Source organism: Spiroplasma ixodetis, assembly GCF_040369795.1.
In the GTDB taxonomy this organism is placed as follows: domain Bacteria; phylum Bacillota_I; class Bacilli_A; order Mycoplasmatales; family VBWQ01; genus Spiroplasma_E; species Spiroplasma_E ixodetis_B.
Window position 1 is genome coordinate 50048 of sequence record NZ_AP028955.1, and the last position, 23897, is coordinate 73944.

The window sequence follows — 23897 nt, forward strand, 5'->3', positions numbered from 1 at the left end:
AAATTTTAGGTTTTTTATTATTTTTATCCTGTATAATTTTCAAACTTACCTCATTTTGGAATAAAAACAGTCACTACTTTTCCTGTCGGACCGTTTCGATGTTTAGAAATAAGAATTTCAGCAAGATTACTTTCTTGTGAACTTGTTGTTTCTTCGCTATTTTTTTCCTTATAATAATCATCACGATATAAAAACATAATTACATCAGCATCTTGTTCAATAGCCCCTGACTCACGTAAATCAGACATTAAAGGACGTTTTTCTTCACGTCTCTCTACCATTCTTGATAATTGTGATAAACAAACAATTGGTACTCTTAATTCTCTTGCCAAAATTTTTAAACTACGAGAAATATTCGAAACTTCTTGTTGACGTGATTCACTATCTCTACCAGTTAATAACTGTAAATAATCAATAATTACTAACTTAATGCTATTTTCACGACTTAATTTTCTTAATTTAGTTTGCAACTCTAAAACTCTTAAACCAGGTGTATCATCAATAATAATTCTTTTTTGTTTCAATTGCTCAGCAGTAGCACTAATACGATTTCAATCAGCCTGTGTAAATTTAGACTTATTACGTAAACGATTAGCATCAAAATGTCCTTGACAAGAAATCATTCTTGTAATTAATTGATCTTTTGGCATTTCTAATGAAAAAATAACAACAACATCGTTTTTATTATCTTGTTCATTAGCAGCATTTAAAGCAAAATTAAGTGCTAAGGCGGTTTTACCCATTGAAGGTCTAGCTGCTAAAATAATTAAGTCACCTCGTTGAAAACCACTAGTAATCATATCCAAATTGTTAATACCTGAACTTGTACCAGTAATATTAACTGTTGATTTTTGTAGTTGTTCAATTTTAGTTACCACATCATCAATGTGTTCACTAATTGGCAACATCTCTTCATGATTACGTTCACTACTTACTTGTACAATTTGAGCTTCAGCAGCAATTAAAACTTCATTAATTGACTTTTCACTTTGTAACTCTTTACCAATATTTTTTAAAGCATTTTCTAATTGTCGTTTAGTAGTTCTTTCAATCAAAATATCAATGTGTTCTTTTAAATTAGCATCAGTAATATATTGAGCCACTAAAGAAGATAAATATTCAATTCCACCAATTTTATCCAAATTATTTTGCTTAACTAATTCTTCGGCAATAGTTGTTACATCAATACCAGAATTATTTTTATAAAGATTGGTAATTGTTTTAAAAATAATTTGATTAGAATTAATTGTAAAGTCATGTGGTGCCAATAAATTTAATGCACTTTCACATGCTGGTGATGATTGAATCATCGCACTTAAAACATTAACTTCTGCATTATTTATATATTGACCATTGTTAGACATAATTATTCTCCTAAAACTTCAACCTTTAATTGTGCAATAATTGTAACATCTAATTTAATATTAATGTTAGTTATACCTAATTCATTAATAGGATTAAATTTAACAAATTTATGTTTATCAATTTTAATGTTATATTTTTGCACTAGTTGTTCACAAATTTGTTTTGAAGAAATAGCACCAGAAACTTTACCATTATTACTTTTTAATTTAAATTGTAAAGTAATTAAAGCTAATTGTTCTTTAATTTTTTGTAAATCTTCTAATTCCATTTCTCGTTGTATTTTTTTATTTTCAATTACTTTTTGATTAATTTTTAATGCTTCTGATGTAGCAATTACAGCTAATTTTCTAGGTAATAAATAATTTTTTCCATAACCATCACTAACATTAACAACTTCACCTTTTTTACCATAATTTTTAACATCCGTTAAAAGTACAACTTTCATTGTAAACATCTCACTTTCTATTTTAATAATTTTTAATACCTTTCAGTAGTAGCGCTTTCACTTTGATATACGCCACTTTCAATTAGTTTCACCAATTCATCATACAATGCTCTGATTCCCAATTTACTACTTTGGACAGCAGCAGCACTAAAGTGACCACCACCACCTAAGTTTTCACAAATAATTTGAACATTTATTTCACCGTTGCTTCGTGCTGATAAACAGGCACGTCCTTGACGATCATAAGCGATAGTAAATGATGCTTTACAATCACGTAAGTCTAACAACATTTCTGAAATTTGGGCTAAATATGAAGTATGTACTTCTAAGTTTTCATCACCAACAGCAACTAAAAATCCTTTTTTAATTTCTTGGGCGTGACTAATTAAAGCAAATTTATCAATTAGTTCATTTAAACTATTTTTCAATAATCCTTTAACTTTAGAAGGATAAGCGCCTCAATCAGTTAATAATCCACAGGCTTCAAAAGTTCTTCTTGTTGTTCTTACTTGGAAATTATTAGTATCAATTAAAATACCCGCAAACATTATATTTCATAAAAATTCTGATTCAATATTATTAAAATCATTATAATAAATAATTTCTGTCATTGCTTCAGCTGTTGAAGAGGTTCCTGCATCAATATAAGAAGTAATGGTGCTACTAATTGATTCATCAGAAACACGATGATGATCAATAACAATAATTTTTACAGCTTTACTTAATAAATCAGGACTATCAACGCGTTGCGGATTATGAGTATCAACAACAATTAATAAAGTGTTTGCATGAAGAAATTTAAGTGCTTGTTTACCTGTAATAAAATTACGACTAATATAACTTTCAGGAACAAGTTCATGAAGAATTTTTAATGTTTTTTCATCAACTTCATTTTGATTAATAACATAATGAGCACTTTTATTTAAACTTTTAGCAATTTCAATAATAGCTGTTCCTGAAGAAATACTATCAAAATCAGCAGCCGCATGTCCCATAACTAAAATGTTTTCTGCTAATTTTATTTCATTATATAATGATTGTGCAAACATTCTAATATTAATTTTAGATTCTGATTGTTTTGCTTCAATAGTACCTCCAATAAAAACTGTATTACCACCGAATTCACGAATAACTACTTGATCACCACCACGATAAACTGCTAACTCTTTACTTTCAATAGCCAAATCATATAGATCTTTACTAATAGCATTACCATAAGAGAAACCAGCAGATAACGTAATATCTGCTTTAAATTTTTTAACACCTTCTCGAATATTTTTAATAAGTGGAAAGTTATCATTTCTTGCTTTATTAAATTCATTTTGATAAAGCAAGATATTGTAACCATCTTCAATATTACCTAATAATAAACCTGAATAATTATTAGCAAAATCATTTAATTCAGTTTTAATAAATGCTTCAACACGAATTTGATTCTCAACTCTTAATTTTTGTAAAGAATTATAAAAATTATCAATACTAATTACACCAAAAACTAATTTTTCTTGCTGTAATTTATTATATAAGAAATGATATTTAGTTGTTTCTTGTAACAAAATTGTTCTAGTTTGTACTAAATAAATAGCATCATAAAGCATATCTTCAATTTTAAGTGTAATTTGAGTAATATTATTACTAATTAATTGTTCTAAATCTCTTGATAGTTTAACAATTGATTTTCCAATTAATCTACCTAAACCTTTATCTTCTAAAAATTCACTTACTCACATAATTGATAAATCACTATCTAAAACAATCATACCCACACTACCAAAAGTTAAAGCTTGTGCATTATTTAATTTTATGATTTCAGCTGTGTTAATATAACGATGACGAATTCATAAACTAAATAAAAAAATATAAAGACAAACAATAATAAAATTACCTAAAACTAAACTTAAAATTACAGTAATAGTGACCACTTGTTCTGCTGTCTCAATATTAACAATAAAATAAGTCAAGCCAATTAAAATTTCAATTACTAATCAAACAATCATTATTAAATGATAATTTCTTAACGATTTGAACACTTTGTCACTTCCTTCTAATATTATTAATTATACTATAACACTAATATTAAAAACAGCCATTATCTTTTATGTAATATAATACTATTAAGGTCTTTTTATTTTAATTTTAAACTATTATTTAAAATAAAATATTTTTAAGATAAAAAAATAAATAAAAATTGAGTAAGATTTGTAAACTTACTCAATTTTTATTATCTTGAATATCTTAATAATCCCATGATTTGGGCACGTTTTATATTTTTAGCAATTAAACGTTGATACTTTGGATTAGTACCTGTTGTTCTTGCTGGCAAAATTTTGTTATTATTACCCATAAATTTACTTAGTAATTCAATATCTTTATAATCAATATAAGTAATATTATTTTTAGTAATAAAACAAGATTTTCTTCTTGTAAAATTTCTTGGTTTACCAGTGTTCATAATTATCCTCCTTTAATTATTTAAATCTCAAATGATATCTTCTTCATCAAATTCTATATTTTGAATAGCCGCTTCTTTTTCTTGAAACTGATTAGTATTAGTAAAGGCAATATCAGCACTATAATTAGGACTTTTAAAAGCATCATCTAAATGAATTTTATTCTCATCTCTTGGTTTTGAATAATTAATATTAGTATTATTACCACTACTATCTTTTTTACGATTATCTAAAAAAGTAACAGTTTGTGCAACCACTTCAGTAATATATAGTTCTTTTCCATTTTGATCGGTTGATTTTCTTACTGACAGTCTTCCTGAAACTGAAATTAAAGAACCTTTAACTAAATAATTAGTCATATTTTCAGCAACTTTATTTCAAGCCACACACGAAATATAATCAGCTTGATTTTGAATATTATTAACTGCAAGTGTAAAAAAAGTAAAAGGTTTTCCTGTTGAAGTTTGATGTAACTTTAAATCACGAGTGATTCTACCAATTAATGTAACAATATTCATTTTTTATCCTCACTTTTAACTTAGATTTTATTAATCTTTTTGTTCAGTATTCGATTAATTATTATTAGTATTTGTTTTTGAATTTTGGTAATTATTTTTTGTACGATAAGATGATTCAGTACCAGCGATTGGTCTTGGTTTTCTTTCACCATTTTCATCACGATTATAAGAAGGACGATTTCCTGGTCTTGTTGGTCGAGAGAAAGAACTAGATTCTACTTGACGTTTTGGTTTAAACTTATTAATTTTTTCACTATCTAAATTAATAACCAAAAAACGCATTACGTCTAATTGTCTTTGTTTATTTAAAGCTACACGATTAAAGTTAGCAATGTTTTCTGGTGAAGTTAGCACTTCAATAATAAAATAATGACCCTTAACTTTTTTGTTAATAGGATAAGCAAATTGACCAATAGAATCTTGTTCTTTATTAATTTTCCCAGTATTTTTAGTTAAAATTTCACAAAATTCTTTTTTAATTAATTGTGCTTTTTCTTGATTTTGAACATCAACGATGTACATAATTTCATAATTATGCTTTTGTTTTAAATCTTCCAATGTTCGAAGACCTCCTTTTGGGCATATGGCTCTGATGAGCAAGGAGTAAATATATTAAGTTTGATTTTTAAATATTTGACTCATACAATATTATAACGTAATTACCTTTAAAGTAAAGGAAAAATAACAATAATGTCATTATTTAGTGATAATTTCCTATTAGTTATCGAGTGAAAATTTCCCAAAAAGTGAAGTTAAATATACTTGGTGATAAATATGGAAAGAAGCATGACTATGAAAGAAAAATATAAGTATAAAATTATAAATGACGTTAATATTAAAAAATTATCTAAACATCAAGCCAAAAATAAACTTAACCTAACTATTAGAATAATTAATCAATTAATCCAAATTTTTAATAGAGAAGGTAAAACTGGTTTTATTCATAAATCTCGCAATACAATTTCTAATAAAGCAACAAAGATTAAAATTAAAAATGAAATTATAAATTTGTATAAAACAAAATATTATAATTTTAATTTTCAACATTTTCATGAAAAATTAATTAATGAAGAAAAAATTAAAATTTTATATAGCACCCTTTATACTATAGACATATTCCGTAAATAAATTTTTTAAAAGTCAATTAATAATTTAAAATTTATTTTATAATTTCTTTATTAATAAATTAATAAGGTGTTGATAAAAATGAATTTTGAAAATTTAAAAAAATTAAAAAATGAACAATTTTATAGATATTTTGGTATAAAACGTTTTCATTTTGATGAAATGTTAACAAAATTAATTGAAATAGAAAATTTAAAAAAAAACTAAAGGTAGAAAATATAAAATTTCAGTTGAAGAAAGATTGATGATGACTTTAGTATACTGAAAAGAATATTATACTTTTTTCCAAATGAGTATTAAATATAAAATGAGCGCATCAAGTTGTTTTCGAAATATTACTTGAGTAGAAAATAAACTTAGTGATTACAAAGATTATCATTTTTTAAAAACAAAATATAAATCAAAAATTGAGAAAAAACAAGAAGATTTAAATTGATTTCAATTTTATTTAATTGATTCAACTGAAATTGAAATTGAAAGACCAACTAAAAAAAACTACAGTTATAATATTTTTCTGGTAAAAGTTCAATGTTTTCTATAAAATTTCAAATTATATATGACTTTTTTAATAAAAAAATTGTTGATATTTTTGCTGATAATGGAAAAGTACATGATTTTCAGAAAAAACAATAATTATTGGTGATTTGGGATATCAAGGAATACAAAATATTTATAAAAATACTATATTACCAATTAAAAAAACTAAAAATAAAAAATTAACTAAACAAGAAAAAATCTACAATAAAATTATTTCAAAAATTAGAATTAAAGTTGAACATGTTTTTGCTTGATTAAAAAGATTCAAAATTTTAATAAATAAATGTAGAAAAAGTATATTTAGACTTATGTACTTAAGATTTAACTTACTTTGTGAAATTTTTAATAAAACAAAACCATTAAAATAAAAAAATATTTTTAATATTTTTTTAAAAATTTAAATTTTTATCAAGTTAATATAAAAATAATATTAACAATTTTTGTGTTTGAAATATAAATTTATTTTTAAAGTATTTTTTTAAAAATATTAACTTCTATAATTATTAACACTAAAAAATTTATAAATATTATTATTAACAATTGATTAAATTTATTTACGGAATATGTCTTATATTAATCAAAGAAAAAATAATTTCACCAAAAAGACATAAGAATAAAAAAAATAACTTACATCCTATAATAAATCGTAGAACAAATTTTGGTGAATTAATTCAAATTGATGCAAGTAATCATCATTGATTTGGTAACGATAAACCAAAAGCATTTTTACATGCTGTAATTGATGATGCTACAGGAAGTATTGTCGTACTATGATTTGATAATCAAGAAACATTAGATGGTTATTATAATGTTTTCTATCAAATTTTAACTAAATATGGCATACCAAAAACATTTTATACTGATAATAGAACAGTTTTTGGATATAAGAAAAAAATTGATTCAGGTAAAATAAACACAGAAAATGATACTTATACTCAATTCCAAAAATGCTGTAATGATTTGGGTGTTGAAATAATTAGAACTTCAATTCCACAAGTTAAAGTCAGAATTGAACGCTTATTTGGAACACTTCAAAGTCGCTTAATTAGTTAATTACGACTTAATAACATTAAAAATTTAAAAGAAGCTAACAAATTTCTTAAGACATACATAAGTATTTTTAATAAACAATTTGCATTTTCTATTGATGATAATAAATCTTCTATTGTTAAAGTTCCAAACCAAGAAGAAATAAATATTTATCTTTCAAGATTTTCTAAAAGAAAATGGATGGGTTACACTTTATTGGACACTAATTACGTAGACAAGTGAACAAATTAGTTAAAAGAAAGGAATTATAATTATGGCCAATATCAACTCATATTCAGATGAATTTAAAAAACAAATAGTAGCTTTATATCAAAGTGGTAAGTGAGTGTCTTGTCTTGCTAAAGAGTACAATAGACATATTCCGTAAATAAATTTAATCAATTGTTAATAATAATATTTATAAATTTTTTAGTGTTAATAATTATAGAAGTTAATATTTTTAAAAAAATACTTTAAAAATAAATTTATATTTCAAACACAAAAATTGTTAATATTATTTTTATATTAACTTGATAAAAATTTAAATTTTTAAAAAAATATTAAAAATATTTTTTTATTTTAATGGTTTTGTTTTATTAAAAATTTCACAAAGTAAGTTAAATCTTAAGTACATAAGTCTAAATATACTTTTTCTACATTTATTTATTAAAATTTTGAATCTTTTTAATCAAGCAAAAACATGTTCAACTTTAATTCTAATTTTTGAAATAATTTTATTGTAGATTTTTTCTTGTTTAGTTAATTTTTTATTTTTAGTTTTTTTAATTGGTAATATAGTATTTTTATAAATATTTTGTATTCCTTGATATCCCAAATCACCAATAATTATTGTTTTTTCTGAAAATCATGTACTTTTCCATTATCAGCAAAAATATCAACAATTTTTTTATTAAAAAAGTCATATATAATTTGAAATTTTATAGAAAAAATTGAACTTTTACCAGAAAAATATTATAACTGTAGTTTTTTTTAGTTGGTCTTTCAATTTCAATTTCAGTTGAATCAATTAAATAAAATTGAAATTAATTTAAATCTTCTTGTTTTTTCTCAATTTTTGATTTATATTTTGTTTTTAAAAAATGATAATCTTTGTAATCACTAAGTTTATTTTCTACTCAAGTAATATTTCGAAAACAACTTGATGCGCTCATTTTATATTTAATACTCATTTGGAAAAAAGTATAATATTCTTTTCAGTATACTAAAGTCATCATCAATCTTTCTTCAACTGAAATTTTATATTTTCTACCTTTAGTTTTTTTTTAAATTTTCTATTTCAATTAATTTTGTTAACATTTCATCAAAATGAAAACCTTTTATACCAAAATATCTATAAAATTGTTCATTTTTTAATTTTTTTAAATTTTCAAAATTCATTTTTATCAACACCTTATTAATTTATTAATAAAGAAATTATAAAATAAATTTTAAATTATTAATTGACTTTTAAAAAATTTATTTACGGAATATGTCTAATGTTACAAGAGCAGCTACTTATATAGCTAACTAAAGTAATGTTTAATCATAAATAATGTAAAATAATAATATGTAATTTAAACAGTTTTTGAATTTAAAAGTACAATTCATAAATATTTAAAATAGATTAGGAAGATTAAATTATACCAAAACCATACAGTGAAGACTTACGAAGAAAAGTAATAGAAGCCTATGAAAATAAAAACATGAAAATTAAAGAAATTTGTAAAGTGTTCAATATTACTAGAAAGACTTTATTCTTATGAAGAAAAAGAAAAAAAGAAACTGGGTATATAAAACCAATTTTGAATTATCAAAAAGGACATATCCACAAAATAAAGGATTTAGATGAATTAAAAAATTATTTAGCGCAACATAAAGATGTTACAGTTCAAAAAGTGATTGAAAAATTTGGTGATATGACTAAAGAAATAGTTTATAACTATTTCAAAAAACTAAATTATACATATAAAAAAACTTTTCTATATGAACAAAGAGATAAAAATAAACAAGAAGATTTTTTAAAAGAAATAGCTAAAATAATGAATGAATATTTAGTATATATTGATGAATCTGGAATTGATGATAATGAATTTTATAAATATGGTTGATCTGAAAAAGGTAAAAGATTATTTGATAATAAATCCGCATATAAAATAAAAAGAATGAGTATAATTGGTTCACGAAATAAAGGTAAATTAAAAGCCCTATGAGCATTTGAAGGACATTGCAACAGTAAAATTTTTGAATCATATGTAAAAAATATACTAATTCCAGTATTAAAGTGTGGACAAATTATAGTTTTAGATAATGCAACGTTTCATAATTCTAAATTAACACAACAATTAATTGAAAATGCTGGATGCAAACTATTATTTCTTCCACCATATTCTCGTAATTTAAATCCAATTGAACATTTTTGATTTGCTATAAAACATAATATAAGAAAAATATTACCAAATTATTGACCAAATATTAAAAAAGCGATTGATTTTGTTTTTCAAGATATGAGTAAGCATTACTTTAGTTAGCTATAGATTAATTCTATCTTCAAATTTTATCATAAAATGAGCAATTGCTGTATTTCAATTTTGAATTGGCATTGTTCATTTTTTTGTTATATTTTCAATTGCTAAGTAAAATATTTTAAAAAATGCCATATCATTTGGAAAAACTTTTTTATTTCTAATAACTTTTCGTAATTGACTATTAACAGATTCAATAGCATTTGTTGTATAAATCACTCTTTTGATTTCTGCAGGATAACTAATAAAAACCATTAAATTATCTCAATTTTTATATCATGATTTAGCAATTTGAGGATATTGTTTATTTCATTTACTTTCAAAAGATTCTAAAGCTTGCATCGCTTGTTCTTCACTACATGCACTATAAATTGGTTTTAAATCTGTAACTAGTGATTTTCTATGTTTGTATGAAACATATTTTAAACTATTTCTAATTTGATGAATTATGCATAATTGATGTTCGGTTTTAGGATAAACTGATTGTATCGCTTCTGACATTCCTGTTAAATTGTCACTACAAGCAATAAGAATATCATTTAAGCCTCGATTTTTCATTTCTGTGAAATTAGATAATCAAAACTTAGAACCTTCATTTTCACTAATTCATAAACCTAAAATATCTTTTTTTACCTTCTAAATCAACTCCTAGTGCTATATAAACTGATTTGTTAATAATTCGTTTATCTTGTCGTACTTTAACTACTATACAATCAAAATAAACAATCGGATAAACGCTTTCTAATGGCCGATTTTGTCATGCTTTAACATCATCAATAACATCATCAGTAATTTGACTAATAACGCTTTCACTAATATCAGCACCATGATATAACTCTTGTAACTGCATTCTAATATCTGATAAAGTCATGCCTTTGGCATATAATGAAAGAACTTGTTGATCAAAACCATCAAATCTTATTTGTCTTTTTGCAACTATTACTGGCTCAAAATTACTATTACGATCTTGTGGTACATTAATCTCAATTTTGCCTTGTTGGGTTATTAATTTTTTTGAGCTTATACCATTACGAGCATTATCACTATTATTATGTTGATTTTTTTCATATCCTAAATAATTTTGCATTTCAGAATTCAACATTTTTTCAACTAATCTTTTTGTTAATTCTTTATATATAGCTAACTAAAGTAATGTTTACTTATAAATAATGTAAAATAATAATATGTAATTTAAACAGTTTTTGAATTTAAAAGTACAATTCAGCAATATTTAAAATAGATTAGGAAGAATAAATTATGCCAAAACCATACAGTGAAGACTTACGAAGAAAAGTAATAGAAACCTATGAAAGTAAAAACATGAAAATTAAAGAAATTTGTAAAGTGTTCAATATTACTAGAAAGACTTTATTCTTATGAAGAAAAAGAAAAAAAGAAACTGGGCATATAAAACCAATTTTGAATTATCAAAAAGGACATAGCCACAAAATAAAGGATTTAGATGAATTAAAAAAATATTTAGCGCAAAATAAAGATGTTACAGTTCAAAAAGTAATTGAAAAATTTGGTGATATGACTAAAGAAACAGTTTATAACTATTTCAAAAAACTAAATTATACATATAAAAAAACTTTTCTATAGCTAACTAAAGTAATGTTTACTCATAAATAATGTAAAATAATAATATGTAATTTAAACAGTTTTTGAATTTAAAAGTACAATTCAGCAATATTTAAAATAGATTAGGAAGATTAAATTATGCCAAAACCATACAGTGAAGACTTACGAAGAAAAGTAATATAAGCCTATTAAAGTAAAAACATGAAAATTAAAGAAATTTGTAAAGTGTTCAATATTACTAGAAAGACTTTTTTCTTATGAAGAAAAAGAAAAAAAGAAACTGGGCATATAAAACCAATTTTGAATTATCAAAAAGGACATAGCCACAAAATAAAGGATTTAGATGAATTAAAAAATTATTTAGAGCAAAATAAAGATGTTACAGTTCAAAAAGTAATTGAAAAATTTGGTGATATGACTAAAGAAACAGTTTATAACTATTTCAAAAAACTAAATTATACATATAAAAACACTTTTCTATATGAACAAAGAGATAAAAATAAACAAGAAGATTTTTTAAAATAAATAGCTAAAATAATGAATGAAGATTTAGTATATATTGATGAATCCGGAATTGATGATAATGAATTTTATAAATATGGTTGATCTGAAAAAGGTAAAAAATTATTTGATAATAAATCCGCATATAAAATAAAAAGAATGAGTATAATTGGTTCACTAAATAAAGGTAAATTAAAATCCCTATGAGCATTTGAAGGACATTGCAATAGTAAAATTTTTGAATCATATGTAAAAAATATACTAATTCCAGTATTAAAGCGTGGACAAATTATAGTTTTAGATAATCCAACGTTTCATAAATCTAAATTAACACAACAATTAATTGAAAATGCTGGATGCAAACTATTATTTCTTCCACCATATTCTCCTAATTTAAATCCAATTGAACATTTTTGATTTGCTATAAAACATAATATAAGAAAAATATTACCAAATTATTGACCAAATATTAAAAAAGAGATTGATTTTGTTTTTCAAGATATGAGTAAACATTACTTTAGTTAGCTATATATGAACAAAGAGATAAAAATAAACAAGAATATTTTTTAAAATAAATAGCTAAAAGAATGAATGAAGATTTAGTATATATTGATGAATCCGGAATTGATGATAATGAATTTTATAAACATGGTTGATCTGAAAAAGGTAAAAGATTATTTGATAATAAACCAGCATATAAAATAAAAAGAATGATTATAATCGGTTCACTAAATAAAAGTAAATTAAAATCCCTATGAGCATTTGAAGGACATTGCAACAGTAAAATTTTTGAATCATATGTAAAAAATATACTAATTCCAGTATTAAAGCGTGGACAAATTATAGTTTTAGATAATGCAACGTTTCATAAATCTAAATTAACACAACAATTAATTGAAAATGCTGGATGCAAACTATTATTTCTTCCGCCATATTATCCTAATTTAAATCCAATTGAACATTTTTGATTTTCTATAAAACATAATATAAGAAAAATATTACCAAATTATTGACCAAATATTAAAAAAGTTATTGATTTTGTTTTTCAATATATAAGTAAACATTACTTTAGTTAGCTATAAACCTCCCTCTTTAAAAACTGTTGTTAAATCTTCAGTATTTTCTAGTAATAAATCTACTGCTTTTGATATTGGACCATTATTATTAATATTTTTTTTAGACATAAGTAACTCACTCTTTCTATTTATTTAATTTTATTTACTAGAATTAATTAAACATAGTTATTTTTGTAAGTTACACATATTACTAAACATTACCAGTAATAAATCTACTGCTTTTGATATTGGATCATTATTATTAATATTTTGTTTTTTAGACATACGCAACTCACTATTTCTAGTTATTTAATTTTATTTACTAGAATTAATTAAACATAGTTATTTTTGTAAGTTACACAGATTACTAAACATTACCTCATTTGAGGCTTTTTAAAAATCTGTGTATCTTTTTACAAAGTTACTAGTTTAGATTAATTCTATCTTCAAATTTTATCATAAAATGAGCAATTGCTGTATTTCAATTTTGAATTGGCATTGTTCATTTTTTTGTTATATTTTCAATTGCTAAGTAAAATATTTTAAAAAATGCCATATCATTTGGAAAAACTTTTTTATTTCTAATAACTTTTCGTAATTGACTATTAACAGATTCAATAGCATTTGTTGTATAAATCACTCTTTTGATTTCTGCAGGATAACTAATAAAAACCATTAAATTATCTCAATTTTTATATCATGATTTAGCAATTTGAGGATATTGTTTATTTCATTTACTTTCAAAAGATTCTAAAGCTTGCATTGCTTATTCTTCACTACATGCACTATAAATTGGTTTTAAATCTGTAACTAGTGATTTTCTATGTTTGTATGAAACATATTTTAAACTATTTCTAATTTGATGAACTATGCATAATTGATGTTCGGTTTTAGGATAAACTAATTGTATTGCTTATTCTTCACTACATGCACTATAAATTGGTTTTAAATCTGTAACTAGTGATTTTCTATGTTTGTATGAAACATATTTTAAACTATTTCTAATTTGATGAACTATGCATAATTGATGTTCGGTTTTAGGATAAACTAATTGTATTGCTTCTGACATTCCTGTTAAATTGTCACTGCAAGCAATAAGAATATCATTTAAGCCTCGATTTTTCATTTCTGTGAAATTAGATAATCAAAACTTAGAACCTTCATTTTCACTAATTCATAAACCTAAAACATCTTTTTTACCTTCTAAATCAACTCCTAGTGCTATATAAACTGATTTGTTAATAATGCGTTTATCTTGTCGTACTTTAACTACTATACAATCAAAATAAACAATCGGATAAACACTTTCTAATGGCTGATTTTGTCATGCTTTAACATCATCAATAAAATCATCAGTAATTTGACTAATAAAACTTTCACTAATATCAGCACCACGATATAACTCTTGTAACTGCATTCTAATATCTGATAAAGTCATGCCTTTGGCATATAATGAAAGAACTTGTTGATCAAAACCATCAAATCTTCTTTGTCTTTTTGCAACTATTACTGGCTCAAAATTACTATTACGATCTCGTGGTACATTAATCTCAATTTTGCCTTGTTGGGTTATTAATTTTTTTGAACTTATACCATTACGAGCATTTTCACTAGTATTATGTTGATTTTTTTCATATCCTAAATAATTTTGCATTTCAGAATTCAACATTTTTTCAACTAATCTTTTTGTTAATTCTTTATATAAACCTCCCTCTTTAAAAACTGTTGTTAAATCTTCAGTATTTTCTAATAATAAATCTACTGCTTTTGATATCGGATCATTATTATTAATATTTTTTTTAGACATACGTAACTCACTCTTTCTAGTTATTTAATTTTATTTACTATAATTAATTAAACATAGTTATTTTTGTAAGTTACACAGATTACTAAACATTACCAATAATTTGGTTTCTTGAATTGATTTTAATTGTTCAATTTGTAAATCAATTAAATAATTATTTTCATCATTATTTTTCTTTTCTTTTTGATTTTTTAAATTATTAATTTGTTCTTCAAAATCATAATTTTGATTTGTTTTTATAATTTTACATGACATTGTGATTGTTCTTAATAAATCAGCAAAGTCTTCAAGTACTGTTGCTCGTTGACTTTCATTTAACAATGTTAAATTTACTGTTTGTAATTCAACACCGCAAATAAAAAGATTATTTTTTAAGTATTTAAACAGAACAATGTTTTTGTCATTTAATAATTCAAAATTATGATTTAAATTTACAGTTGAACTTTTACCAATCATTGTTAAATATTTAATTGAACGAACAATTAATTCATAAGTTCTTGTTTCATTTTTTATTTTTTGAATACAAATAAAACCAAACGCAATGATTATCAAACTTAAAGAAAATTTTAAATAAACATTGATCGGTAATAAGAATGCTATTGAAATAGATATACTTATAAAAATCAATAATACTAATAAATCAGTCAATTTTATACCTCTAAAAATTTGATAATGAATTTTTTTAGTACTTTTTGGTAAATTTACTTTTTCCATTACTTTTCTCCTTTATTTTCTTTTTTCATACCAATTAAAAAATTATTTTTTGTTTTTCTCATAGGTTTTTTACCTAAGTTTTTGTTAGCAAATCAATCACTTGTTGATTTTTCAAATTTGTTTTTAGATTGATTTTCATATCAATTTGGTTGACCATTTTCAAAATTTATTTATACACAGTTTTTTTGTCAAATTCATTACTGGGTTTATTTTTATATCTTTGCTTTGTACCATGAATAACATTTTTATTAGTTGCACTACCGATGATTGAATTATCAATTTCTTCTTTCTTTAAAGGTTTGGTTTTTAATTGTTTTTTCTCAATTTTTGATTTAAATTATGTGATTCATGTTTTGATGTACCTTTTGCATATTGTTGTGAACTTTTTGTTTTAACAATACTTGCTAGTTTTTTAGTTGGATTTACAATTGCATTTTTCCCTACTCTTTTTAAACTACCTTTTGCTCTAAATGTTTTATATGTAGTTAGAGAGCCACCAATAAATCCGGCTTTAGCTAAGACCGAACCAACAGTTGCTTTGGTACTAAAATTGGCGAATTTTGCAAGTCCACCACTTTGCAATCTATTTAAAACCCCATTACTTTCTCCATCTTGGTTTTTACCTAGCATTTTTCTTTTTCCTATAAGCAGACTTTTAACAAGACCAAACATACCAATGGCTCCGGCTTTTAAACCACTACTTGCAGCTTTCATTGTCTTTAACATACGCATTACTTCCATAATACCGACTGTTTGACCAACCATGGAAGAAAATAACATTTGCGAATTATATGTAGCAACAGCTCCACCAGTAATAAATAACAATTTAAATGTTGACTGACCTATTCAATTATTACTTACATCATTTCCGGCTTTTAACATTAAAGGTTCTAAATTTATAAATAAAGTTAAACTCAAAACAATGCCAAGCGAAGAAATAAATCTACCAATTACTAAATCCTTTCACAGATTTATTTTTTGCCATTTAACACCACTTGTAGCAGTTGAAAAAAAATTGGTGAAGTTATATACAATAAAAACAAATCAAAAATTCTTTGAATTAAACTTAAACCTAAATAGAAAAATATAATCATACAAAAGAAGCTACCAAGTGTAGCCAAAAACAAATTGTATTTTTCCATATCAGGATATCCTGCATCATAATGTCAATCTTGATGATTTAATCCATCAGTAAATCCTAATGCAGCAACCATATTAGCTAATTTTTCTCCATGAACAAACTCAGGCATAATAATGTGAATTATTGAAATAACGGTAAAATTAATTACTCAAAAAAATAAAGGAATTAAAAGTAATAATAAAATAACAATTATGCTACGATTTGCAATACCAGCAACTTCACTACGTATATTTTGATGAACCATATCATGCAATATAAATCCACCAGCAAACAACACAATCAACATAATTGCTATTACTAAAAAAATCAAAAATTGTGGAGGCATATTTAAAAAATGACCATTTGTTCCAAAAATTTTATCAACAATTTTTTGACCAGATAAATAAGTTATTGCATTACCTAAACCATGAACAATAGACATATTCCGTAAATAAATTTTTTAAAAGTCAATTAATAATTTAAAATTTATTTTATAATTTCTTTATTAATAAATTAATAAGGTGTTGATAAAAATGAATTTTGAAAATTTAAAAAAATTAAAAAATGAACAATTTTATAAATATTTTGGTATAAAACGTTTTCATTTTGATGAAATGTTAACAAAATTAATTGAAATAGAAAATTTAAAAAAAACTAAAGGTAGAAAATATAAACTTTCAGTTGAAGAAAGATTGATGATGACTTTAGTATACTGAAAAGAATATTATACTTTTTTCCAAATGAGTATTAAATTTAAAATGAGTGCATCAAGTTGTTTTCGAAATATTACTTGAGTAGAAAATAAACTTAGTGATGACAAAGATTATCAGTTTTTAAAAACAAAATATAAATCAAAAATTGAGAAAAAACAAGAAGATTTAAATGAATTTCAATTTTATTTAATTGATTCAACTGAAATTGAAATTGAAAGACCAACTACAAAAAACTACAGTTAGAATATTTTTCTGGTAAAAGTTGAATTTTTTCTATAAAATTTCAAATTATATATGACTTTTTTAATAAAAAAATTGTTGATATTTTTGCTGATAATGGAAAAGTACATGATTTTCAAATATTAAAAAATTCAAATCTTGAATTTTCAGAAAAAACAATAATTATTGGTGATTTGGGATATCAAGGAATACAAAATATTTATAAAAATACTATATTACCAATTAAAAAAACTAAAAATAAAAAATTAACTAAACAAGAAAAAATCTACAATAAAATTATTTCAAAAATTAGAATTAAAGTTGAACATGTTTTTGCTTGATTAAAAAGATTCAAAATTTTAATAAATAAATGTAGAAAAAGTATATTTAGACTTATGTACTTAAGATTTAACTTACTTTGTGAAATTTTTAATAAAACAAAACCATTAAAATAAAAAAATATTTTTAATATTTTTTAAAAATTTAAATTTTTATCAAGTTAATATAAAAATAATATTAACAATTTTTGTGTTTGAAATATAAATTTATTTTTAAAGTATTTTTTTAAAAATATTAACTTCTATAATTATTAACACTAAAAAATTTATAAATATTATTATTGACAATTGATTAAATTTATTTACGGAATATGTCTAATGTATAAAGGGCCTTTCACAAAAACGTTATAAAGTATTTGAAAAAAAGTAGTTTTAATTCCTAAAAAATAACTTATTAAAAGCATTATTTAATACCTGCTTTGCTTTGTAATTTACTATTTAAATAAACAATTTCTCTTTGACTATGAATGTTGCATAAGTACATATCAAAAATGATTTTTTCGTGTTTTGTTTTAATTAAAATGCTTGGTTTTTTATGACAATAATTGCACTTCATAATTACAATAAACCAAGCATTCTTGCAAAAATAATATGAGCAATACCCGAAGACATTAAAATCATTGAACATCCTAAAACACTTCAAACCATATGTCTTAAATATCCTCCTTTGTTTTCAGGGCCGCTATGAATTTTAAAAGCATACTTGATAGTACTAAATGCTAAACCACACCCACCAATTGCATACAAAATGGGTAATAATACTTCCATTAAATTGTTTAATAATTGTTGAGTTTGTGAGTCAAAATTTGATAGTAAATTAAATATAGAAAACATCATATCTATCATTCCTTTCATTATTTGTTTTATTTTCATTTGTGATAATATATATTTGATAATGTATATATAGCTAACTAAAGTAATGTTTACTCATATATTGAAAAACAAAATCAATCGCTTTTTTAATATTTGGTCAATAATTTGGTAATATTTTTCTTATATTATGTTTTATAGCAAATCAAAAATGTTCAATTGGATTTAAATTAGGAGAATACGGTGGAAGAAATAATAGTTTGCATCCAGCATTTTCAATTAATTGTTGTGTTAATTTAGATTTATGAAACTTTGCATTATCTAAAACTATAATTTGTCCACACTTTAATACTGGAATTAGTATATTTTTTACATATAATTCAAAAATTTTACTGTTGCAATGTCCTTCAAATGCTCATAGGGCTTTTAATTTACCTTTATTTAGTGAACCAATTATACTCATTCTTTTTATTTTATATGCGGGTTTATTATCGAATAATCTTTTACCTTTTTCAGATCAACCATATTTATAAAATTCATTATCATCAATTCCAGATTCATCAATATATAATACTAAATATTCATTCATTATTTTAGCTATTTCTTTTAAAAAATCTTCTTGTTTGTTTTTATCTCTTTGTTCATATAGAAAAGTTTTTTTTATATGTATAATTTAGTTTTTTGAAATAGTTATAAACTGTTTCTTTAGTCATATCATCAAATTTTTCAATTACTTTTTGAACTGTAACATCTTTATTTTGCACTAAATAATTTTTTAATTCATCTAAATCCTTTGTTTTGTGGCTATGTCCTTTTTGATAATTCAAAATTGGTTTTATATGCCCAGTTTCTTTTTTTCTTTTTCTTCATAAGAATAAAGTCTTTCTAGTAATATTGAACACTTTACAAATTTCTTTAATTTTCATGTTTTTACTTTCATAGGTTTCTATTACTTTTCTTCGTAAGTCTTCACTGTATGGTTTTGGCATAATTTAATCTTTCTAATCTATTTTAAATATTGCTGAATTGTACTTTTAAATTCAAAAACTGTTTAAATTACATATTATTATTTTACATTATTTATAAGTAAACATTACTTTAGTTAGCTATATGTTATACATAACCTCCTTTGGTGCAACTATTTAAAAACAGAAAATAAAACGGGGTTTGTGGTTATTACATAATCTTGAAAAAATCATTTACTAACTCAACATGAGACTTCAATTAACAGACAAATACATGTAACAACAATTCTATTAATATTTTTAAATAACTATTTTATCCTGATATAGAAGTATTTACATTTAGTACTCACCATTTGACTTCTACGAAAGTTTATTGAGTTTTACAAACTCAATAAATAAAAAAAAGAACCTAACAAGGTTCTTTATATAAAACGTAACTTTAATTGCAAATAATTATTTAAAAATATATAATTTATATGCAGGTTAAGCGATTTCTATACGGAACCTGTCAGTAACGGGATATTGTCAGTATCGCCGTTACACTTTATATTATTTGAATTTTATAAATGAATTATAAACTTTTTTTATTTAAAATCAAATTTATAACAATTATGAAATTAAATAGTTCACAATATAATTCTCGACTTTTAATTTGGTAATGTTTAGTAATCTGTGTAACTTACAAAAATAACTATAGACATATTCCGTAAATAAATTTTTTAAAAGTCAATTAATAATTTAAAATTTATTTTATAATTTCTTTATTAATAAATTAATAAGGTGTTGATAAAAATGAATTTTGAAAATTTAAAAAAATTAAAAAATGAACAATTTTATAGATATTTTGGTATAAAACGTTTTCATTTTGATGAAATGTTAACAAAATTAATTGAAATAGAAAATTTAAAAAAAGTAAAGGTAGAAAATATAAACTTTCAGTTGAAGAAAGATTGATGATGACTTTAGTATACTGAAAAGAATATTATACTTTTTTCCAAATGATTATTAAATATAAAATGAGTGCATCAAGTTGTTTTCGAAATATTACTTGAGTAGAAAATAAACTTAGTGATGACAAAGATTATCAGTTTTTAAAAACAAAATATAAATCAAAAATTGAGAAAAAACAAGAAGATTTAAATGAATTTCAGAGGCTTTTTAAAAATCTGTGTATCTTTTTACAAAGTTACTAGCTTAGATTAATTCTATCTTCAAATTTTATCATAAAATGAGCAATTGCTGTATTTCAATTTTGAATGGGCAGTGTTCATTTTTTTGTTATATTTTCAATTGCTAAGTAAAATATTTTAAAAACTGCCATATCATTTGGAAAAACTTTTTTATTTCTAATAACTTTTCGTAATTGACTATTAACAGATTCAATAGCATTTGTTGTATAAATCACTCTTTTGATTTCTGCAGGATAACTAATAAAAACCATTAAATTATCTCAATTTTTATATCATGATTTAGCAATTTGAGGATATTGTTTATTTCATTTACTTTCAAAAGATTCTAAAGCTTGCATCGCTTGTTCTTCACTACATGCACTATAAATTGGTTTTAAATCTGTAACTAGTGATTTTCTATGTTTGTATGAAACATATTTTAAACTATTTCTAATTTGATGAACTATGCATAATTGATGTTCGGTTTTAGGATAAACTGATTGTATCGCTTCTGACATTTCTGTTAAATTGTCACTACAAGCAATAAGAATATCATTTAAGCCTCGATTTTTCATTTCTGTGAAATTAGATAATCAAAACTTAGAACCTTCATTTTCACTAATTCATAAACCTAAAACATCTTTTTTACCTTCTAAATCAACTCCTATTGCTATATAAACTGATTTGTTAATAATTCGTTTATCTTGTCGTACTTTAACTACTATACAATCAAAATAAACAATCGGATAAACACTTTCTAATGGCCGATTTTGTCATGCTTTAACATCATCAATAAAATCATCAGTAATTTGACTAATAAAAATTTCACTAATATCAGCACCACGATATAACTCTTGTAACTGCATTCTAATATCTGATAAAGTCATGCCTTTGGCATATAACGAAAGAACTTGTTGATCAAAACCACCAAATCTTCTTTGTCTTTTTGCAACTATTACTGGCTCAAAATTACTATTACGAACTCGTGGTACATTAATCTCAATTTTGCCTTGTTGGGTTATTAATTTTTTTGAACTTATACCATTACGAGCATTTTCACTAGTATTATGTTGATTTTTTTCATATCCTAAATAATTTTGCATTTCAGAATTCAACATTTTTTCAACTAATCTTTTTGTTAATTCTTTATATAAACCTACCTCTTTAAAAACTGTTGTTAAATCTTCAGTATTTTCTAATAATAAATCTACTGCTTTTGATATCGGATCATTATTATTAATATTTTTTTTAGACATACGTAACTCACTCTTTCTAGTTATTTAATTTTATTTACTATAATTAATTAAACATAGTTATTTTTGTAAGTTACACAGATTACTAAACATTACCAATAATTTGGTTTCTTGAATTGATTTTAATTGTTCAATTTGTAAATCAATTAAATAATTATTTTCATCATTATTTTTCTTTTCTTTTTGATTTTTTAAATTATTAATTTGTTCTTCAAAATCATAATTTTGATTTGTTTTTATAATTTTACATGACATTGTGATTGTTCTTAATAAATCAGCAAAGTCTTCAAGTACTGTTGCTCGTTGACTTTCATTTAACAATGTTAAATTTACTGTTTGTAATTCAACACCGCAAATAAAAAGATTATTTTTTAAGTATTTAAACAGAACAATGTTTTTGTCATTTAATAATTCAAAATTATGATTTAAATTTACAGTTGAACTTTTACCAATCATTGTTAAATATTTAATTGAACGAACAATTAATTCATAATTTCTTGTTTCATTTTTTATTTTTTGAATACAAATAAAACCAAACGCAATGATTATCAAACTTAAAGAAAATTTTAAATAAACATTGATCGGTAATAAGAATGCTATTGAAATAGATATACTTATAAAAATCAATAATACTAATAAATCAGTCAATTTTATACCTCTAAAAATTTGATAATGAATTTTTTTAGTACTTTTTGGTAAATTTACTTTTTCCATTACTTTTCTCCTTTATTTTCTTTTTTCATACCAATTAAAAAATTATTTTTTGTTTTTCTCATAGGTTTTTTACCTAAGTTTTTGTTAGCAAATCAATCACTTGTTGATTTTTCAAATTTGTTTTTAGATTGATTTTCATATCAATTTGGTTGACCATTTTCAAAATATTTATCCACAATTTTTTTGTCAAATTCATTACTGGGTTTATTTTTATATCTTTGCTTTGTACCATGAATAACATTTTTATTAGTTGCACTATCGATGATTGAATTATCAATTTCTTCTTTCTTTAAAGGTTTGGTTTTTAATTGTTTTTTCTCAATTTTTGATTTAAATTATGTGATTCATGTTTTGATGTACCTTTTTCATATTGTTGTGAACTTTTTGTTTTAACAATACTTGCTAGTTTTTTAGTTGGATTTACAATTGCATTTTTCCCTACTCTTTTTAAACTACCTTTTGCTCCAAATGTTTTATATGTAGTTAGAGAGCCACCAATAAATCCGGCTTTAGCTAAGACCGAACCAACAGTTGCTTTGGTACTAAAATTGGCGAATTTTGCAAGTCCACCACTTTGCAATCTATTTAAAACCCCATTACTTTCTCCATCTTGGTTTTTACCTAGCATTTTTCTTTTTCCTATAAGCAGACTTTTACCAAGACCAAACATACCAATGGCTCCGGCTTTTAAACCACTACTTGCAGCTTTCATTGTCGTTAACATACGCATTACTTCCATAATACCGACTGTTTGACCAACCATGGAAGAAAATAACATTTGCGAATTATATGTAGCAACAGCTCCACCAGTAATAAATAACAATTTAAATGTTGACTGACCTATTCAATTATTACTTACATCATTTCCGGCTTTTAACATTAAAGGTTCTAAATTTATAAATAAAGTTAAACTCAAAACAATGCCAAGCGAAGAAATAAATCTACCAATT

At 23.4% G+C, this 23897-nt stretch carries 40 protein-coding genes; 15 read left to right on the plus strand and 25 right to left on the minus strand.

The genetic code is table 4. The annotated features are described in order from the left end of the window. Positions 1–23 precede the first annotated feature (23 nt). From dnaB to rpsF, 6 genes are all read right to left on the minus strand, one after another. Entirely contained in the window at positions 24–1364 is a 1341-nt protein-coding gene (gene dnaB, locus ABWV63_RS00310) for a replicative DNA helicase (RefSeq protein WP_338974284.1), read from the minus strand. 2 nt (positions 1365–1366) lie between these two features. Next, the gene (rplI, locus tag ABWV63_RS00315) at positions 1367–1810 is read right to left on the minus strand and encodes a 50S ribosomal protein L9 (RefSeq protein ID WP_286641879.1); all 444 of its coding nucleotides are present in this window, start codon (positions 1808–1810) and stop codon (positions 1367–1369) included. A gap of 32 nt (positions 1811–1842) precedes the next feature. Next, positions 1843–3840, minus strand: coding sequence for a DHH family phosphoesterase (locus ABWV63_RS00320; RefSeq protein WP_353306349.1), 1998 nt, complete (start codon positions 3838–3840; stop codon positions 1843–1845). A gap of 191 nt (positions 3841–4031) precedes the next feature. After that, complete coding sequence (rpsR, locus tag ABWV63_RS00325) at positions 4032–4262, minus strand: 30S ribosomal protein S18 (RefSeq protein ID WP_174481285.1); 231 nt, start codon at positions 4260–4262, stop codon at positions 4032–4034. Between the two features lie 12 nt (positions 4263–4274). Next, the gene (locus ABWV63_RS00330; RefSeq protein WP_353306350.1) at positions 4275–4778 is read right to left on the minus strand and encodes a single-stranded DNA-binding protein; all 504 of its coding nucleotides are present in this window, start codon (positions 4776–4778) and stop codon (positions 4275–4277) included. Positions 4779–4832: 54 nt separating this feature from the next. Further along, positions 4833–5336 carry a 30S ribosomal protein S6 gene (rpsF, locus tag ABWV63_RS00335; RefSeq protein ID WP_353306351.1) on the minus strand — a complete coding sequence of 168 codons (504 nt, stop codon included), beginning with the start codon at positions 5334–5336 and terminating at the stop codon, positions 4833–4835. A 234-nt stretch (positions 5337–5570) separates the two neighbouring features. Here rpsF and ABWV63_RS00340 point away from each other — a divergent pair, with 234 nt between their 5' ends. The 6 genes from ABWV63_RS00340 (at position 5571) to ABWV63_RS00365 (ending at position 7857) form a co-directional block, all read left to right on the plus strand. Beyond that, positions 5571–5906, plus strand: coding sequence for a hypothetical protein (locus ABWV63_RS00340; protein WP_353306352.1), 336 nt, complete (start codon positions 5571–5573; stop codon positions 5904–5906). A 78-nt stretch (positions 5907–5984) separates the two neighbouring features. Further along, positions 5985–6110 carry a hypothetical protein gene (locus tag ABWV63_RS00345; RefSeq protein WP_353306353.1) on the plus strand — a complete coding sequence of 42 codons (126 nt, stop codon included), beginning with the start codon at positions 5985–5987 and terminating at the stop codon, positions 6108–6110. 34 nt (positions 6111–6144) lie between these two features. Continuing rightward, positions 6145–6444 carry a transposase family protein gene (locus ABWV63_RS00350; RefSeq protein WP_353306354.1) on the plus strand — a complete coding sequence of 100 codons (300 nt, stop codon included), beginning with the start codon at positions 6145–6147 and terminating at the stop codon, positions 6442–6444. Positions 6445–6547: 103 nt separating this feature from the next. Further along, positions 6548–6808, plus strand: coding sequence for a transposase family protein (locus ABWV63_RS00355; protein ID WP_353305623.1), 261 nt, complete (start codon positions 6548–6550; stop codon positions 6806–6808). A gap of 172 nt (positions 6809–6980) precedes the next feature. Further along, the gene (locus ABWV63_RS00360; RefSeq protein ID WP_353306355.1) at positions 6981–7493 is read left to right on the plus strand and encodes a hypothetical protein; all 513 of its coding nucleotides are present in this window, start codon (positions 6981–6983) and stop codon (positions 7491–7493) included. A gap of 250 nt (positions 7494–7743) precedes the next feature. Further along, positions 7744–7857 carry a transposase gene (locus tag ABWV63_RS00365; RefSeq protein WP_353306356.1) on the plus strand — a complete coding sequence of 38 codons (114 nt, stop codon included), beginning with the start codon at positions 7744–7746 and terminating at the stop codon, positions 7855–7857. A 186-nt stretch (positions 7858–8043) separates the two neighbouring features. Here the strand turns inward: ABWV63_RS00365 and ABWV63_RS00370 are convergent, their stop codons facing one another. The 3 genes from ABWV63_RS00370 to ABWV63_RS00380 form a co-directional block, all read right to left on the minus strand. Further along, a complete protein-coding gene (locus ABWV63_RS00370; RefSeq protein ID WP_353305623.1) occupies positions 8044–8304 on the minus strand; it encodes a transposase family protein in 261 nt (86 codons plus the stop codon). 208 nt (positions 8305–8512) lie between these two features. Next, positions 8513–8707, minus strand: coding sequence for a transposase family protein (locus ABWV63_RS00375; protein ID WP_353306357.1), 195 nt, complete (start codon positions 8705–8707; stop codon positions 8513–8515). Between the two features lie 34 nt (positions 8708–8741). Further along, entirely contained in the window at positions 8742–8867 is a 126-nt protein-coding gene (locus ABWV63_RS00380; protein ID WP_353306358.1) for a hypothetical protein, read from the minus strand. Between the two features lie 305 nt (positions 8868–9172). On the opposite strand from ABWV63_RS00380, the gene ABWV63_RS00385 reads away from it, so the two are divergent. After that, a complete protein-coding gene (locus ABWV63_RS00385) occupies positions 9173–9997 on the plus strand; it encodes an IS630 family transposase (protein ID WP_353306359.1) in 825 nt (274 codons plus the stop codon). Here ABWV63_RS00385 and ABWV63_RS00390 read toward each other — a convergent pair whose 3' ends face one another. Then, a complete protein-coding gene (locus ABWV63_RS00390; RefSeq protein WP_353306360.1) occupies positions 9998–10549 on the minus strand; it encodes a transposase in 552 nt (183 codons plus the stop codon). It abuts the gene before it with no gap. Between the two features lie 43 nt (positions 10550–10592). Continuing rightward, complete coding sequence (locus tag ABWV63_RS00395) at positions 10593–11093, minus strand: transposase (RefSeq protein ID WP_353306361.1); 501 nt, start codon at positions 11091–11093, stop codon at positions 10593–10595. A gap of 155 nt (positions 11094–11248) precedes the next feature. Between ABWV63_RS00395 and ABWV63_RS00400 the strand changes: the two genes are divergently transcribed. The 4 genes from ABWV63_RS00400 (at position 11249) to ABWV63_RS00415 (ending at position 13149) form a co-directional block, all read left to right on the plus strand. Further along, positions 11249–11593, plus strand: coding sequence for an IS630 transposase-related protein (locus ABWV63_RS00400; protein ID WP_353306362.1), 345 nt, complete (start codon positions 11249–11251; stop codon positions 11591–11593). Between the two features lie 180 nt (positions 11594–11773). Continuing rightward, a complete protein-coding gene (locus ABWV63_RS00405) occupies positions 11774–12097 on the plus strand; it encodes an IS630 transposase-related protein (protein ID WP_353306363.1) in 324 nt (107 codons plus the stop codon). Positions 12098–12109: 12 nt separating this feature from the next. After that, positions 12110–12598, plus strand: coding sequence for an IS630 family transposase (locus ABWV63_RS00410; RefSeq protein ID WP_353306364.1), 489 nt, complete (start codon positions 12110–12112; stop codon positions 12596–12598). 62 nt (positions 12599–12660) lie between these two features. Beyond that, positions 12661–13149 carry an IS630 family transposase gene (locus tag ABWV63_RS00415; RefSeq protein ID WP_353306365.1) on the plus strand — a complete coding sequence of 163 codons (489 nt, stop codon included), beginning with the start codon at positions 12661–12663 and terminating at the stop codon, positions 13147–13149. Between the two features lie 403 nt (positions 13150–13552). Here the strand turns inward: ABWV63_RS00415 and ABWV63_RS00420 are convergent, their stop codons facing one another. The 6 genes from ABWV63_RS00420 to ABWV63_RS00445 form a co-directional block, all read right to left on the minus strand. Next, a complete protein-coding gene (locus tag ABWV63_RS00420) occupies positions 13553–13891 on the minus strand; it encodes a transposase (RefSeq protein WP_353306366.1) in 339 nt (112 codons plus the stop codon). Positions 13892–13894: 3 nt separating this feature from the next. After that, positions 13895–14038, minus strand: a complete 144-nt coding sequence (locus ABWV63_RS00425) for a transposase (RefSeq protein ID WP_353307130.1) — start codon at positions 14036–14038, stop codon at positions 13895–13897. Positions 14039–14041: 3 nt separating this feature from the next. Next, positions 14042–14935, minus strand: a complete 894-nt coding sequence (locus ABWV63_RS00430) for an IS256 family transposase (RefSeq protein WP_353306367.1) — start codon at positions 14933–14935, stop codon at positions 14042–14044. Positions 14936–14992: 57 nt separating this feature from the next. After that, on the minus strand, positions 14993–15646 hold the full coding sequence (locus ABWV63_RS00435) for a hypothetical protein (RefSeq protein ID WP_353306368.1): 654 nt from the start codon (positions 15644–15646) through the stop codon (positions 14993–14995). Positions 15647–15952: 306 nt separating this feature from the next. Continuing rightward, positions 15953–16564: a hypothetical protein gene (locus ABWV63_RS00440; RefSeq protein ID WP_353306369.1), complete on the minus strand. Its 612-nt coding sequence runs from the start codon at positions 16562–16564 to the stop codon at positions 15953–15955. Between the two features lie 53 nt (positions 16565–16617). Then, complete coding sequence (locus tag ABWV63_RS00445) at positions 16618–17208, minus strand: Mbov_0396 family ICE element transmembrane protein (RefSeq protein WP_353306370.1); 591 nt, start codon at positions 17206–17208, stop codon at positions 16618–16620. 91 nt (positions 17209–17299) lie between these two features. Between ABWV63_RS00445 and ABWV63_RS00450 the strand changes: the two genes are divergently transcribed. Beyond that, on the plus strand, positions 17300–17722 hold the full coding sequence (locus tag ABWV63_RS00450; RefSeq protein ID WP_353306371.1) for a transposase family protein: 423 nt from the start codon (positions 17300–17302) through the stop codon (positions 17720–17722). An 80-nt stretch (positions 17723–17802) separates the two neighbouring features. Next, positions 17803–18153, plus strand: coding sequence for a transposase family protein (locus tag ABWV63_RS00455; RefSeq protein WP_353307131.1), 351 nt, complete (start codon positions 17803–17805; stop codon positions 18151–18153). Between the two features lie 286 nt (positions 18154–18439). Here ABWV63_RS00455 and ABWV63_RS00460 read toward each other — a convergent pair whose 3' ends face one another. From ABWV63_RS00460 to ABWV63_RS00475, 4 genes are read right to left on the minus strand one after another with little or no spacing between them, the layout of a single operon-like run. After that, a complete protein-coding gene (locus ABWV63_RS00460) occupies positions 18440–18592 on the minus strand; it encodes a hypothetical protein (protein ID WP_353306372.1) in 153 nt (50 codons plus the stop codon). A gap of 2 nt (positions 18593–18594) precedes the next feature. Next, positions 18595–18909, minus strand: coding sequence for a hypothetical protein (locus tag ABWV63_RS00465; RefSeq protein WP_353306373.1), 315 nt, complete (start codon positions 18907–18909; stop codon positions 18595–18597). Positions 18910–18943: 34 nt separating this feature from the next. Next, a complete protein-coding gene (locus ABWV63_RS00470; RefSeq protein WP_353306374.1) occupies positions 18944–19435 on the minus strand; it encodes an IS630 family transposase in 492 nt (163 codons plus the stop codon). Between the two features lie 40 nt (positions 19436–19475). Then, positions 19476–19835, minus strand: coding sequence for an IS630 transposase-related protein (locus ABWV63_RS00475; RefSeq protein WP_353305930.1), 360 nt, complete (start codon positions 19833–19835; stop codon positions 19476–19478). 768 nt (positions 19836–20603) lie between these two features. On the opposite strand from ABWV63_RS00475, the gene ABWV63_RS00480 reads away from it, so the two are divergent. Together ABWV63_RS00480 and ABWV63_RS00485 are read left to right on the plus strand one after the other, a co-directional pair. After that, on the plus strand, positions 20604–20777 hold the full coding sequence (locus tag ABWV63_RS00480) for a hypothetical protein (RefSeq protein WP_353306375.1): 174 nt from the start codon (positions 20604–20606) through the stop codon (positions 20775–20777). Continuing rightward, positions 20762–21004 carry a transposase family protein gene (locus ABWV63_RS00485; protein WP_353306376.1) on the plus strand — a complete coding sequence of 81 codons (243 nt, stop codon included), beginning with the start codon at positions 20762–20764 and terminating at the stop codon, positions 21002–21004. The genes ABWV63_RS00480 and ABWV63_RS00485 overlap by 16 nt, the downstream gene beginning before the upstream one ends. On the opposite strand, the gene ABWV63_RS00490 is transcribed toward ABWV63_RS00485, so the two are convergent. The 4 genes from ABWV63_RS00490 to ABWV63_RS00505 form a co-directional block, all read right to left on the minus strand. Continuing rightward, positions 21001–22236, minus strand: a complete 1236-nt coding sequence (locus tag ABWV63_RS00490) for an IS256 family transposase (protein ID WP_353306377.1) — start codon at positions 22234–22236, stop codon at positions 21001–21003. The two genes, ABWV63_RS00485 and ABWV63_RS00490, sit on opposite strands and share 4 nt — an antisense overlap. A gap of 57 nt (positions 22237–22293) precedes the next feature. Then, on the minus strand, positions 22294–22947 hold the full coding sequence (locus tag ABWV63_RS00495; RefSeq protein WP_353306378.1) for a hypothetical protein: 654 nt from the start codon (positions 22945–22947) through the stop codon (positions 22294–22296). Beyond that, complete coding sequence (locus ABWV63_RS00500) at positions 22947–23123, minus strand: hypothetical protein (protein ID WP_353306379.1); 177 nt, start codon at positions 23121–23123, stop codon at positions 22947–22949. The genes ABWV63_RS00495 and ABWV63_RS00500 overlap by 1 nt, the downstream gene beginning before the upstream one ends. 128 nt (positions 23124–23251) lie before the next feature. Then, positions 23252–23863 carry a hypothetical protein gene (locus tag ABWV63_RS00505; RefSeq protein ID WP_353306380.1) on the minus strand — a complete coding sequence of 204 codons (612 nt, stop codon included), beginning with the start codon at positions 23861–23863 and terminating at the stop codon, positions 23252–23254. Between the last annotated feature and the right edge of the window lie 34 nt (positions 23864–23897).